The sequence below is a fragment of the Streptomyces sp. NBC_00237 genome, assembly GCF_026342435.1.
Lineage (GTDB): Bacteria > Actinomycetota > Actinomycetes > Streptomycetales > Streptomycetaceae > Streptomyces.
Window position 1 is genome coordinate 2,790,932 of the sequence record NZ_JAPEMT010000002.1, and the last position, 12,762, is coordinate 2,803,693.

The 12,762-nt window shown below is 72.9% G+C and carries 13 protein-coding genes; all 13 read right to left on the reverse strand.

Translation table 11 applies throughout. From position 1 onward, the window contains the following. Nucleotides 1-64: 64 nt before the first annotated feature. Nucleotides 65-610, reverse strand: coding sequence for a hypothetical protein (locus tag OG897_RS26210; RefSeq protein ID WP_266659916.1), 546 nt, complete (start codon nucleotides 608-610; stop codon nucleotides 65-67). A gap of 7 nt (nucleotides 611-617) precedes the next feature. Then, a complete protein-coding gene (gene mqnC / locus OG897_RS26215; RefSeq protein WP_266659918.1) occupies nucleotides 618-1,814 on the reverse strand; it encodes a cyclic dehypoxanthinyl futalosine synthase in 1,197 nt (398 codons plus the stop codon). A gap of 115 nt (nucleotides 1,815-1,929) precedes the next feature. Then, nucleotides 1,930-4,956, reverse strand: a complete 3,027-nt coding sequence (locus tag OG897_RS26220; protein ID WP_266659920.1) for a BTAD domain-containing putative transcriptional regulator — start codon at nucleotides 4,954-4,956, stop codon at nucleotides 1,930-1,932. Nucleotides 4,957-5,003: 47 nt separating this feature from the next. Continuing rightward, nucleotides 5,004-6,032, reverse strand: a complete 1,029-nt coding sequence (locus OG897_RS26225) for a hypothetical protein (RefSeq protein ID WP_266659922.1) — start codon at nucleotides 6,030-6,032, stop codon at nucleotides 5,004-5,006. Further along, nucleotides 6,029-6,688, reverse strand: a complete 660-nt coding sequence (locus OG897_RS26230; RefSeq protein WP_266659924.1) for a hypothetical protein — start codon at nucleotides 6,686-6,688, stop codon at nucleotides 6,029-6,031. Before OG897_RS26230 ends, OG897_RS26225 begins: the two co-directional genes overlap by 4 nt. Before the next feature lie 41 nt (nucleotides 6,689-6,729). Next, a complete protein-coding gene (locus tag OG897_RS26235) occupies nucleotides 6,730-7,191 on the reverse strand; it encodes a pilus assembly protein TadG-related protein (protein ID WP_266660520.1) in 462 nt (153 codons plus the stop codon). Nucleotides 7,192-7,205: 14 nt separating this feature from the next. Further along, nucleotides 7,206-7,709 carry a TadE/TadG family type IV pilus assembly protein gene (locus tag OG897_RS26240; protein ID WP_266659926.1) on the reverse strand — a complete coding sequence of 168 codons (504 nt, stop codon included), beginning with the start codon at nucleotides 7,707-7,709 and terminating at the stop codon, nucleotides 7,206-7,208. After that, a complete protein-coding gene (locus tag OG897_RS26245) occupies nucleotides 7,709-8,197 on the reverse strand; it encodes a TadE family protein (RefSeq protein WP_266659928.1) in 489 nt (162 codons plus the stop codon). Before OG897_RS26245 ends, OG897_RS26240 begins: the two co-directional genes overlap by 1 nt. Nucleotides 8,198-8,256: 59 nt before the next feature. Next, entirely contained in the window at nucleotides 8,257-8,523 is a 267-nt protein-coding gene (locus OG897_RS26250; protein WP_266659930.1) for a hypothetical protein, read from the reverse strand. Between the two features lie 54 nt (nucleotides 8,524-8,577). Continuing rightward, complete coding sequence (locus tag OG897_RS26255; RefSeq protein ID WP_266659932.1) at nucleotides 8,578-9,525, reverse strand: type II secretion system F family protein; 948 nt, start codon at nucleotides 9,523-9,525, stop codon at nucleotides 8,578-8,580. Further along, a complete protein-coding gene (locus OG897_RS26260) occupies nucleotides 9,522-10,475 on the reverse strand; it encodes a type II secretion system F family protein (RefSeq protein WP_266659934.1) in 954 nt (317 codons plus the stop codon). The genes OG897_RS26255 and OG897_RS26260 overlap by 4 nt, the downstream gene beginning before the upstream one ends. A 9-nt stretch (nucleotides 10,476-10,484) precedes the next feature. After that, entirely contained in the window at nucleotides 10,485-11,792 is a 1,308-nt protein-coding gene (locus tag OG897_RS26265; protein WP_266659936.1) for a CpaF family protein, read from the reverse strand. Next, nucleotides 11,789-12,622: a hypothetical protein gene (locus OG897_RS26270; protein WP_266659938.1), complete on the reverse strand. Its 834-nt coding sequence runs from the start codon at nucleotides 12,620-12,622 to the stop codon at nucleotides 11,789-11,791. The genes OG897_RS26265 and OG897_RS26270 overlap by 4 nt, the downstream gene beginning before the upstream one ends. Between the last annotated feature and the right edge of the window lie 140 nt (nucleotides 12,623-12,762).

Consider the following 12,762-nt stretch of genomic DNA (forward strand, 5'->3'; position numbering starts at 1 on the left):
TGCCGGTAGGGGGCGGGCGGGACCGGGGTGGCGCGGGGGACGCCGGTGGTGCGGGCGGAGCCCGTCACGCCCGGCGGAACACCAGCCGTCCGCCGATGACCGTCGCCAGGCACTCCCCCGACGGCTCCGCGAAGACCGCGAAGTCGGCGGCGGCGGAGGGGGTGAGCGCGTTCGGGCGGGGCGAGTGCAGGACGCGGACCGGGGAGCGGTCGACGGCGGTGCGTACCGCCGGGTGGGTGAAGGGGCCCGCGACGGCGGTCGTGCCGTGGGCGAGGAGGCGCTGCACGCCTCGGCGGGCGCTCGCGCCCCAGCGGGCGTCGGTCATGCCGAGGTCGTGCAGGGCGTGCCCGGAGAGGGGTTCGGTGCCGAGGAGGTCGGCCTCGCGGGGGTCGGGCCAGTAGTGGGCCTGGAGGAGGTCGACGGCGTCGGGTTCGAAACGGCCGGGGGTGAGATAGCCGTCCCATTCCCTGGTACGGGTGCCGGGGCCCGCGTGGGCCACCAGCTCCTCGTACGTACCGATGGAGGAAATGCGGTCGCCGTCCACGACGACCGCGTCCCCGGCCACCCCGTCCGCCTCCCGGACACCGAGGGCACGGTGGATCGTCAGCATGCCACGCCTAGTTGGACGCGAGGAGCTTCAGCTCGGGGTGGGCCGTGCCGCCCTCGATCGCCGTGGAGGAGAGGTGCGAGACGACGTGGTCGTCGACCGGGTCGTTCGCCGGGTCGGTGTGCACGAGGAGGTGCTCGTAGGTGGTGGCGCGCTGGGCGGGGACGCGACCGGCCTTGCGGATGAGGTCGATGATCTCCATCCGGTTGGAGCGGTGCTTGGCTCCGGCGGAGGAGACGACGTTCTCTTCGAGCATGATCGAGCCGAGGTCGTCCGCGCCGTAGTGCAGGGACAGCTGGCCGACCTCCTTGCCCGTGGTCAGCCAGGAGCCCTGGATGTGGGCGACGTTGTCGAGGAAGATCCGGGAGATCGCGATGAGGCGCAGGTACTCGAAGAGGGTGGCCTGCGTGCGGCCCTTCAGCGCGTTGTTCTGCGGCTGGTAGGTGTACGGAATGAAGGCGCGGAAGCCTCCCGTACGGTCCTGGACGTCGCGGATCATGCTCAGGTGCTCGATGCGCTCGGCGTTCGTCTCGCCCGTGCCCATGAGCATGGTGGAGGTGGATTCGACGCCCAGGCCGTGCGCCTCCTCCATGATCTCCAGCCAGCGCTCGCCGGACTCCTTGAGCGGCGCGATGGCCTTGCGGGGCCGGGCCGGGAGCAGCTCGGCGCCGGCGCCCGCGAAGGAGTCGAGACCGGCGGCGTGGATGCGCTGGATGGCCTCCTTGGTGGAGACCTTCGAGATGCGGGCCATGTGCTCGACCTCGGACGCGCCGAGGGAGTGGATGACCAGCTGCGGGTACGCCTTCTTGATCGCGGCGAAGTGCTCTTCGTAGTACTCGACGCCGTAGTCGGGGTGGTGGCCGCCCTGGAACATGATCTGGGTGCCGCCCAGCTCGACCGTCTCCGCGCAGCGGCGCAGGATGTCGTCGAGGTCGCGGGTCCACACGTCGGGGCTCTTCGGGGCGGCGAAGAAGGCGCAGAACTTGCACGCGGTGACGCACGAGTTCGTGTAGTTGATGTTGCGCTCGATGATGTACGTCGCGATGTGCTCGGTGCCCGCGTAGCGGCGGCGGCGCACGGCGTCGGCGGCCTGGCCGAGCGCGTGCAGCGGGGCGTCGCGGTACAGGGCGAGCGCTTCCTCGGGGGTGATGCGGCCACCCTCGGCGGCACGGTCAAGGACAGACTGGAGGTCGGCCTTCTCGGTCACCGGGGCGGTTCCTTCCCAGAGGGGTGCGGGGTCGAACGTGTCCGTACGCGTCGTACGTCAAGACCGGTCCAGCGTACGCCAGGGGGCACGGGCGGCTGCGGGCGGCGGGACCTCCTCACGCCGAGGCCGGCACCTCGCCGCGCCATCCCGGCAGCAGTTCGTCCAGGAGGGCCTCCGTGCGGGGCGGGATGCCGGACGGGCCGGAGCGGGAGGCCAGGTCGCGGACGGCCGCGCGGAGGCGGGGTTCGTCGCCCAGGGCGTGCAGGGCGCGCAGGAGCTCGTTCCAGAGGCGTTCGTCGGAGGGGGCCGTGGTGAGGCCCGTGTCGAGGGCTTCGACGGCGCGTTCCGGGCGGCCCCTTTCCCGGCGTGATTCCGCGAGGGAGAGGGCCACGTCCGCGACCATCAGGGGGAGCTGGGCGTCGACGATCTCATGGGTGAGCCAGGTGTAGCGGCCGGGGGTGCGGTCCGCGAGGAGGGGCCCCCGGGCAAGCCCCAGGGCGTCGGTCAGCAACCGCTCCCGCGTGCGGGGGTCCTCCGCACCTCGGCCCGCCGTCGCCTCGTGGTGGAGGGAGCGCAGCACGTCGAGGTCGGAGACGACGGACGGGGCGAGGGTGAGGCGGCCCGTGTCGTCCGTGGCCAGGCGGGCGGTGCCGTCCGGGTCCGTGCCGAGCCAGTCGCCGAGGCGGGCGATCAGGGCGTCCCGTACGTCGTCGGTGACGCCGCGCGGCCAGAGGGCCGAGGCCAGGACGCGGGGGTGGACGCCCTCGCGGTGGAGCAGGAGCAGGGCCAGGGCCTCGTACAGGAGGGGGCTGCGGGAGGCGTCGGGGGTCGTCTCGGGGCCGATGAGTTCGTACGGTCCCACCAGGCGCGCGTAGACGGCGGGGCGGCCCTGTTCGGTGAGGTCGACGAGGAAGGGGCGGGAGTCCGCGATCCCGTCCTCGGGGGCCGTGCGGGAGAAGAGCTCGACGACGGCCTCGCGCTGGGCGGTGGGGAGGAGCTGGGCCTTGAGGTCCAGGCCGAGGAGGGGGGCCAGCAGGCGGCCCCTGTCGGTGACCTCCAGTTGCCAGGTCGCGCCCGGGAGGTCGGGGTGGGAGGTGCCGACCAGGTAGCCGATGCCCAGCCTGCCGGAGTCGACGGCGAGTTGGGCGAGGTGGGCGGCTTCCTCTTCGGTCGGGTCGGTGGCCAGGAGGACCAGGTGCGGGGCCCACGGGGTGGGACGGCCCGCGGTGCTGCCACGGCCGGTGAGGACGGAGTCGTGGCCCGCGTTGCCGAGGGCGTGGGCGCGCTGGCGGCTCTCCGCGCCGAGCGTGTCGAGGAGGGCTTCGACGTCGTCGAGGTGGCGCAGGCGGGTCGGGGCGAGCGCGGTGAGTTCCGCGCCGAAGCCGACCAGGGTGACGGCCATCCGGTCCGCCCAGCCGCTGGTGGCGAGCTCGGCAGCGACGGAGGCGAGGACGGCGGTGCGGGAGGCGGCGGGTCCCGAGAGGGAGACCAGGCCGGGGAGCGCCTCCAGGTTCAGGAGGAGGCGGGCGTCGCCGCCGGTGCCCTCGCGGGTGCTCTCGCCGGTGTCCTTGCGGGTGCCCTCGCCGGTGCTCTCGCGGGTGCCGAAGGAGACGAGGCCCGGGTAGGGAGCGGGCGCGTCGGCGGTCGTCCCGGAGGTCTCGTACGCCTCCGCGTCGGGTCGGGTGATCATCCAGAAGGTGGGGTCCTGGCCGGTGCGCCACGGGGCCGGGGGTTCGCCGGACGGCTGGGCGAGCTGGATGTGGAGTTCGCCCTCGGTCAGCCAGGCGGCGTACGCGACGGGCAGCGGGCGGTGGGCTGCGGCCAGCGCGGCGGCGAGCCCGCGCAGCGCGCGGTCCAGGAAGGCGACGGCCTCCGGGTCGGCCCCGACGAGCAGCGCGTCCTGCGCGTCGGCGGCGGCCCCGGCCGGAACCGGCGGCTCCATCCCGCGCCGCGCCCGGCCCGCCGCCATCGCGGACTGCCAGAGCGCGGTACGCCGACGCCGCCCGAGCGCGGCGAGGAGACCGGCCGCCAGGAGCGGAGAGGCGAGGAGGGCTTCGGGCAGGCCGAAGGAGGACGCCTCCGCTGCGGGCTGCTCGTGCGCGGGAGCGGGGGCGGGGGCGGGGGCGGGGGCGGCCACCTCCGGCACGGAGGGTTTCGCCGGACGCCGCGAGGGGATGGCGATCTGGCGGGTGTCGTCGTCGAGGCGGCCGGGCGACGCGGCCGAACCGTTCGCCCCCGTACGGGACGTGTCGTACTGGGCGATCTGCTCGGCGAGCTTCCCCGACGCGTCCGGAACCTCTGGCGACGCGGTCTGCGGAGACTTCGGGGAGGCGGGCATCTCCACCAGTTCGCCGCCCCGCGCGTCCCCCGGCATCTCCATGATCCAGCCGGGGCGGATCAAGCTGGCCCGGGAGAGCTTGGAGCCGTCGGGCTGTTCGCGGTCCTTGTTGAGCCGGTAGATCTCGCCGTAGCGGCGGCCGTCGCCGAGGTGGCGTTCGGCGATCTCCCAGAGGGAGTCGTGGTGGCGGCCCTCGGGCGGCTGGATGCGGTAGAACTTCGTGCTTCCCCGAGGGGCCTGCCCGCTCGCCTTCAGCGCCGCATCGGCCTGCGCCCGCACCGCCTCCGCCGCCGCACGCTCCCCGGCTTCCGCCCCCGGCGACTGCTGCGCCGATACGGCGACGGGCGCGCGGACCTGTTCCGGCCCTTCGCCGAGCTGTCCGACGCCCGGGGCGAAGCCCGCCGCGCCCGCGCTCAACAGCAGTACGGCGGCGACCAGCTGGCGGGCCAGGGCCTGGCTGGCGCCCGCGCCCGGCACCCGGGACGGCATGCCGACCCCGGAGACCGCCGCCTTGACCTCGACCAGTACGCACGCCGTGAACTGCGCCCAGGCCAGCCACACCACCACCGTCAGCGCCCCGATGAACGTGTTCACCGAGATCTCGCTGCGCAGCACGTCCAGCGACGGCACCTCGTGGGGCAGCGGCCAGCCGAAGACCGAGGCCAGCGCCACGGGCACGCCGACGACCAGCGCCGCGAGCGCCACGAAGGCGAGGAACGCCTTGACGAAGTCTCCGAAGCCGCGCCGGGGGCGCGGCGGGGACGCCGGGCGGGTGGTGGGAGGGGTGGTCGTGGTGCGTGCCATGAGGACGAGTCCCGGGGTGAGGAGGGGGTGGGGCGGGGGCGGGCGGGTCAGCGGTTGACGGCCTGAACCTCCTGGACGGGGACGTCCGTGATGCCGCCGAAGCTCCCGTCGGGCAGTGCGCCGCCCTGGCCGTTGGTGCTGTTCCAGGTGATCTCCCAGGTGAGAGTCGCCTTGAGCGGGTACGTGGTGTCGCCGGACGCCCGCCGGTAGGTGACGCCACACGCGGGCGTCCGCCCGGCCGAGCCCCTGACGTACGGAGCGCCGATCGAGCCGTCCGCGTTCACCGGGCACTGTCCGGAGGCGGGGTGGAGCGTCGCGTCGTCGGTGCCCGCGTCGAGGGTGAGGCCGACGGGCTTGGCGGTGGTGGTGGCGGAGAGGCCGGTGCCGGGGAGGGTCGCGGTGACCGACACCGGCTTGAACCTCGCCTTGTCCAGCCAGACGTAGGTGGGCACGTTGACGGTCGACCTGCCGTTCGGGGCGGTGGTCACCTGGGTGTCCGGGACGGGCAGTTCGTCGTACGCGTACGCGGCGAGGGTCTTGGGCGTGACGGCGAGGGGTTCCTCGGGGACGGCTCCCTCGTCGACCCAGAAGGGGGGCTTGTCGCAGGCGTTCGCGCCGGGCTCGTCCTTGCGGTTGGGGTTGACGACCGCCGCCCAGAACATGCCCTTGCCCTGCTTGTCGAGGTTGTAGTTCTTGTACGTGCCGTCCTTGTAGTAGCCGTCGAGCATGTCGCCGACGGTGTCGCCGATGCCGACGGGGAAGAACGGCATGCCGACGTCGATCGCCCGGAACGCCAGCACCTGGGCCCGGATCTGCCGCGGTGTGAAGGCGGGCTCGTACCAGCAGGCGGGCGGGGTCCAGTTGGTGTCGGCGGAGGTGAGACCGCCGGTCCTGGTGCCGCCCCGGCTCCCTGCGACGGTGGTCTGGATCTTGGTGGTGGCGGTGATGTTGTTGCCTTTCGCGCCACCGGTCGCCTGTTGCTCGCCGCCGCCCCTGCCACCACCGGCGTGGGCGGCCGGGGTCGCTGCCGCGAGGGCGACGACGGCCAGGGCTGCGGCGGTGGTGCGCCTGCTCACGGCATGCACTGCTTGGCTCCCTCGGTCGACTGGACGGTGACCGTCTGCCACACGCCCTTGGCGTTCTTCCTGAGGCCGGTGCGGTAGTGCACGTAGTCGCTCGGGGACCCGGCCGGGTGCGAGACCTTCTGGGTCTTGCGGTCCTTCGGGTAGGTCTTGGACGCGTCCAGGCAGTACGTCACCTCGGCGGCGGTGCCCTTGAGGGAGGTGACTTCGCGGTCGTAGAAGCGGGTGGTGCCCGTGAAGGTCTTGCCGTCCTTGTAGAAGGAGGTGATGTAGTTCGTGGCGGTGATCAACGCGTCGCCGGACGAGTAGAACGTGACCGCCTCGCCGGTCTTCCCGCCGATCGTGATGGCGGCGTCGACGGAGTTGACCCGCCGTTCGCTGTCCGCGAGGACCGCGTCCTTCGCCGGGTCGCCGGTGGGGCCGTCCTCGAAGACGTTCCGCACGTCCTCGGGCAGCACGATCTTCGGCCGCCCCGCCACCGGGTCCGCCTTCGTGCTCGGCGCGGCCTTCGGCTTCCCCGCGTCCGCCCCGGCGATCTTGTCGGACTTCCCGGACGGCTCCGCGCCGGAACCCCCGCAGGCCGTGACGGCCAGTGCCGTGGCACCAACGAGAGCCAGCGCGGCGGCAGTTCGGTAAACGTGGTGGTGCATGGTGTGCGTCTCCTCGTAGGTAACAGGGGCTTCGGGGGGGCTCACCCCGCCACGGACTCCGCCACCGCCGTGCCCGTCACGGTGATCGCGCCGCCGTAGAACATGCCGGTCAGGATCGGCCGGTACGTGAGCTGGATGGTGGCCTCGACCTGCTGCGCGTCCGCGTCGACGCAGCCGGAGGCCGCGATGTCCGGGCCCGACATCTCCATCTCCCGCGCGAAGGCCCTCACCCGGTCCGCGCAGTTCGCGAAGTTGATCGGCGCGGGCCCGCCCTCGTCGACGTACAGCGCCTCCAGGTCGACGTCCTGCGCCGCGTACCTGGCGGCCTGCTCGGCGATGTCGGCGGCGCGTTCGCGCTGCGAGATCGACAGGCCGCCGTCGACGACGAACGCCGCCAGCGCCAGGAACACGAACGCGAAGATCAGTACGGCGGCGGCCCCGGACCCCCGGTCGTCGGCGGCCCGCACCCGGCGCGCCAGCCAGTCCCTCGCCGTTCCCCTCACCGTTGCGAAAGTCCTCAACTCTTCCTCCGGTACGGGTCGATGGGCGAGGTCGAACGACCGCTCAGCTCCGCCGGGATGTCCAGGCCGAGCAGGGCGAGCCCCCGGATGCGGCAGCTCACCTCGACCGAGAAGAACTCCGCTTCGGCGTACGCCCCGCTGGTCTGCCGTACGGTTACGGGCCCCGCGCAGACGTCCGCGAGGTCCGCTTCCGCCGCCCGTTCCGCCTCGGCGACGGCCTGTCCGCCGTCCTTCTGGAGGGACCCGGCGCGCGCGGCGTCGCGGGCCGCGCCGTCGACCGCGCCGCGCCCGTCGACGAGCTGCCCGAGCCCGACCAGGATCAGCAGGAAGAGGATCATCACGGGCGCGAGGATCACCACCTCGACGGTGGAGAGCCCCCGGTCCTGGCCCTGGCCCCGGCCGCGTGCCGCTTCAGCACGCCGCCGCAGTCCGTCCCGTACACGGGAGTCCCGTATGCGGAAGTCCTGTATGCGGAAGTCCCGTACGCGAGAGAGCACCATCACCCCTCCCCGTCCGGCACGAACCGCTCCACCGGCCCCTGCGACTCGGCGTGCACGGTGAGGTCGAGTCCGGGGAAGACGGTGGGGACGCGGGCGGTGATCTCCACGCCGACCGTGTTCTGTCCCGGCTGGAGCGTCGCCACCTCGGGCCCGATGAGCAACTGCGGCCCCAGCTGGGCGACATAGCTCTCGGCGACCTCGCGGGCCGCGCCCTGCCACTCCCCCGGGTTGCGGTCGGCGGTGGCGCGCGCCTTGCGGGCACCGGCCTGAACGGATGCCTGCGCGACGTGGTCCGCGAAGGAGTACAGACCGAACTGCACCGTCGCGAAGATCATGAAGAAGAGCACCGGGGTGAGCAGCACGAACTCGATCGCGGTCATGCCCTCGTCCCCGGAACCACCGGAACCCGCCCGCACGGCCGTGCCGGACGCGGCGCGCCGCCCCGGCGCCCCGCGCCGGCGTGCGTACGCCTCTGCCCACTCGTTCACGCCGTTCACACCGTTCAGGCCGTTCACCCGCATCGCGCCCCCGCCTCCCGAGCCGTCGCTCAGCAGGTGCTTCCGGCGTTGGCGCCCGCGATGCAGTCGCCGACCTTCTCCGCGCCGTTCGTCAGTGCGGCGTTGATGATCGCGGCGACGACGCCGACGATCGCCACGACCACCGCCGAGATGATCACCCACTCGACGGCCGAGGCCCCCCGGTCGGTCTCCTCGGAGCGGGCCCGCTCCACGCGGGACGCCAGGAAGGTCACCAGAAGGGCGACGGCGGGCTGGTTCGCCACCTGCGTGGTGAGGAACTTCTTGATCGGAGACATGAGGGTCAATTCCTTTCGGAGGATGGTGAGTTACGGGTTCAACGGGCGAGGGCGTCACACCTGGAACACCCGCATCGCCGCCGGATAGATGAGGAACACCAGGAACCCCGCACACAGCAGCAGCTGCGCGACGAGCATCGACTGCGACTTCTCGCCCGCGCTGCCCTCGATCTCGGCCAGCTCGCGGTGGCGCATCGTCTCGGCGCGGGACGCCAGGGACTCCCGCACCTTCGCGCCGTCGTCCGCGACCAGCGCGAGCGAGGCGGAGAGGTCCTTCAGTTCCTCGATGCCCAGCTCCTCGCCGAGCCGTCCGAGCGCCGCCCACTGGCTGATGCCGCTGATCCGGGCGTCGGCGAGGGTGCCCTTGATGCGGCGCAGCGCCCACCCGTCGCTCACGTCGGCGGCGGCCATCAGCGCCTCCGGCAGCCCCCGCCCGCCCGCCAGGTTCATGGCGACGAGGTCGAGGTACGCGCCGATGACGCGCCGCAGGTCGCGCCGCTTGGCAGCGGCGTCGCGCCGTACCTCCAGGTCGGGCAGGCAGAAGAAGCCCGCACCGCAGGCCAGCGCCAGCCACAGCGGGACGGCCGGGCTGCTGCCGAGACCGAGCGTCCACCCGACGACGAAGAGCAGCGGCCCGAAGAAGAGCCCCGCGACACCGAGCAGCAGCTTGGTGGCGAGGAAGGACTCCCACCCCCGCTCCAGGACGTTCAAGTCGGCCCGCAGGGAACGGAGTTCCCATCCCTGCCGCCGGTAGAGGTCCCCGACCCGCTTGCCCGCGCGCGCCCGCAGGGCGGCACTCCTGCCGGGCTTCCTGCCGTCGCCGGAGGCGGAGCGGTCGTACTGGCTCTCGTACGGGAAGGAGCCGTGCACGCCCCGCGCCCGCAGCGCGTCGATCTGCGCGACCCGGGAGACGGAGCCCTGCCGGGACGGCAGCAGCGCGCGGACCAGGACGTACAGGCCGAGCCCGAGGACGGCACCGAGGATCACCGTGGTCGTCGTCATCGGACAGCCGCCTTCTCTTCGGTGCGGGGCGTGAACGCGGGTGTGGTGTGGGCCGGTTGCTCGGCGCGGACCAGGAAGCGGTCCGGCGTCTCGATCCGCGACAGCTTGCGCAGCCACCAGAACCCGAGCGCGAACAGCCCGCACACGCACGCCAGGACGAGCTGCCCGGCGGGCGTGCCGTACGGAGCCACGAACTCCCGGTTGAAGACCGCGAGCCCGAGCACGAACGCCACGGACACCCCCACCACGATCTGCACGCTGCGCCGGGTGCTCGCCCGCTGGGCCATGACGCGCTGGCGCATGTCGACTTCTTCGCGGGCGGACTTGGCGAGCGCGCCCAGCACTTCCCGCAAACCGGGGCCGCGCAGCCGGGAGTTGAGGATGAGGGCGGCGACGATGATGTCGGCGGACGCGTCGTCGATCTCGTCGGCGAGGAGCTGGAGTGCTTCGGGCAGTGGCGTACGGGAGCGGAGCCGGTCGACCAGGGCTTCGAGGTGGGGCCGAAGCGCGGGGGCGGCGGCCCGCGCGGACGCCGGGATCGCCTGCTCCAGGCCCACCGCGCCCGCGATGGTGTCGCGCAGGGACTCCGTCCAGGCGGCCAGCGCCTCGACGCGCCGCATCTGGGCGCGCTCCTCGGCGGCCCCGCCGAACAGCCGCTCCCAGAAGAACACCAGCACTCCGGCCGCGACCGCGAGGACCACCCACCGCGAGAAGAGCAGCACGAGCATGCCGATCCCGATGGCGAGGGACCCGCGCCGCCCGGCGAAGGCGGCCAGCTCCGCCATCCGCTTCCCGGCCTTCGCCTTCTCGGCGGGGGGCTTCGCGGGCAGCCCGCGCACGGCGACGATCAGGAGGGCGAGGCCGCCGCCGACGGCGACGCCGCACAGCAGGACGCACAAGGTGGACAGACTGAACAGCCCACCCAGGGAACCGAGTTGCGAGAGTCCCATGATCTTGCCTCAGCCCCAGTTCCCGGACGGCCGGTAGCCGTACGCACTCAGTTCGTCGAGGCAGGCGAGCGGCGCGTGCGGGAGGACCCGCCCGTCGGCCGTCTCGGCGAAGACCTCGCTGGACAGGACGCGTCCGTCGACGCCGTTGACCTCGCGGACGGAGGTGACGACGCGGCGTAGCCGTCCGCCGCGCTGGTAGTCGTTGCGGCGCTCGACGAAGACGACGAAGTTGATGGCCCCGGCGATGAGCATCTGGCTGGCCTCGATGGGGAGGCGCTCGTTGGCCTGGAGGGCGTAGGTGGAGATGCGGTTGAAGACTTCGCTGGAGCTGTTGGCGTGGATGGTGGACAGCGACCCGTCGTTGCCCTGCGACATGGCGTTGAGCATGGTGACGATCTCGTCGCCGAGGACTTCGCCGACGATGACGCGGGACGGGTTCATCCGCAGTGACCTGCGGACCAGCTCGGACATGGCGATGGAGCCGTGCCCCTCGGAGTTGGGCAGCCGCTCCTCGAAGGCGACGACGTTGGGGTGGATCTCGGGAAACTGATCGAGTCCCAGCTCCAGCGCCCGCTCGACCGTGATCAGCCGCTCCTGCGGCGGGATCTCGTTCGCGAGCGCCCGCAGCAGGGTCGTCTTCCCGGCGTTCGTCGCGCCCGCGATCATGATGTTCTTGCGGGCGCGGACGGCGCAGGCCAGGAAGTGGCCGAGTTCCGGGGTGAGGGTGTGGTTGCCGACCATGTCCGACATGAAGACCTTGCCCATCCGGGCGCGCCGGATGGAGAGGGCGGGGCGGCGGGTGACGTCCATGACGGCGGAGAGCCGGGAGCCGTCGGGCAGCCGCAGGTCGAGCTGGGGGTTGGCGGAGTCGAAGGGCCTGGACGAGAGACCGCTGTACGCGCCGAGGACCTGGATCAGCTCCACGAGTTCCTCGTCGGTCTCGGCGACGGGCTCCCCGGCCTCCTCCCGTCCGTCCGCGTATCCGATGAAGACCTGGTCACAGCCGTTGATGTCGATGTTCTCGACCTCGGGGTCGTCGAGCAGCGGCTGAAGCCGTCCGACACCGAAGAGCGCGGCGTGCACGGCGGCCGCGTACCCCTCCTCGGTCTCCGCGTCGAGGGGGGTGCGCCCGGCGTTAACCTCGGCGCGGGCGTACGCCTCCAGTATTTGCGCGATGACGGCGCGGGCGTACTGGCGCTCGTCCTCGCCCGTCATGGCGGCGATGCCGGACGCCTGGTCGATGCGGCGCTGTTCGGCGATGCGGTCGCCCGCCTCCTGCCGGAAGCGTTTGACGAGCTGGTGGTCGACGGTGCTCATCGGCTTGCCCCCGAGGCTGCCGGTGCGGCCGACCAGCCCGCGCCGAACTGCTGGTGGAGGTCGACGGCGACCTTGCGGGCCGACCGTACGAGGAGCGACTTGTCGAGCCTTCCCCGCTTACGGCCTGCCAACTGGGCTGCGCCGGAAGGGTCGTGGGCGACGACCCCGAGGACACGCGCCCCGGTCCTGGCGGCGAGGAGCATCTCGTTCACCTGATGGGCGAGCTTGCCGGACTCGGCGGGGTCGGCCACCAGGAGCACGCCGACGGTGGTGTGCGCGAGGACGCCCGCACCGCGCCCGGACCCGCTGAGGCGCTGGGCGAGGGCGGCGGCCCTGTCGCGTACCCGGGCGAGGTGCTCGGGTTCGGTACGGGTGAGGAGGAGGGCGAGGTCGGCGTGCGGAAGGAGGTCGAGGGTGGGCGAGCCCGCGCCGATCCGGCCGCAGTCGGCGATGACGTCGGCGGCACCGTACGGGGAGTCGGCGAGGGCGGCGAAGGCGGAGCCCAGCATGGCCCACTGCCCGGCGAGCCCGGCGGCCTGCTCGGAGCTGCCGAGCCCGGCGAGCACGTCGAGCCCGCCGCTCAACTGCTGGGCGTGGTCCCACAGTTGCTCGGCCGCCAGCCCCCTTCGGGCGGTGGCGGCGATGGACAGCAGTCCGGTGTTGGGGTCGAGGGGCCCGCCGTGGGCGGCGCTGGAACGGTAGACGAGGTCGCCGCCGGAGGGGTCGGCCTCGGCAAGCAGGACGCGACGGGGCCAGACGGCGGCGAGGGCGGTGGCGGTGGTGGTGACGCCGGGGGATCCCTTGTCGGCGAGGAGGGTGATGAGGGCCATGGCTGGGCCTGCGATCCGTTTCGTGTGGGGGGACTTCAGCCCGTCCGGCGCTTGAGGACGTGCGGGCGCGGGCCGGGCGTTCTCAGCCCCGCCGGCGTTTGAGGTGTGGGGGTCCGGGGGCAGCGCCCCTGGCAGTAACC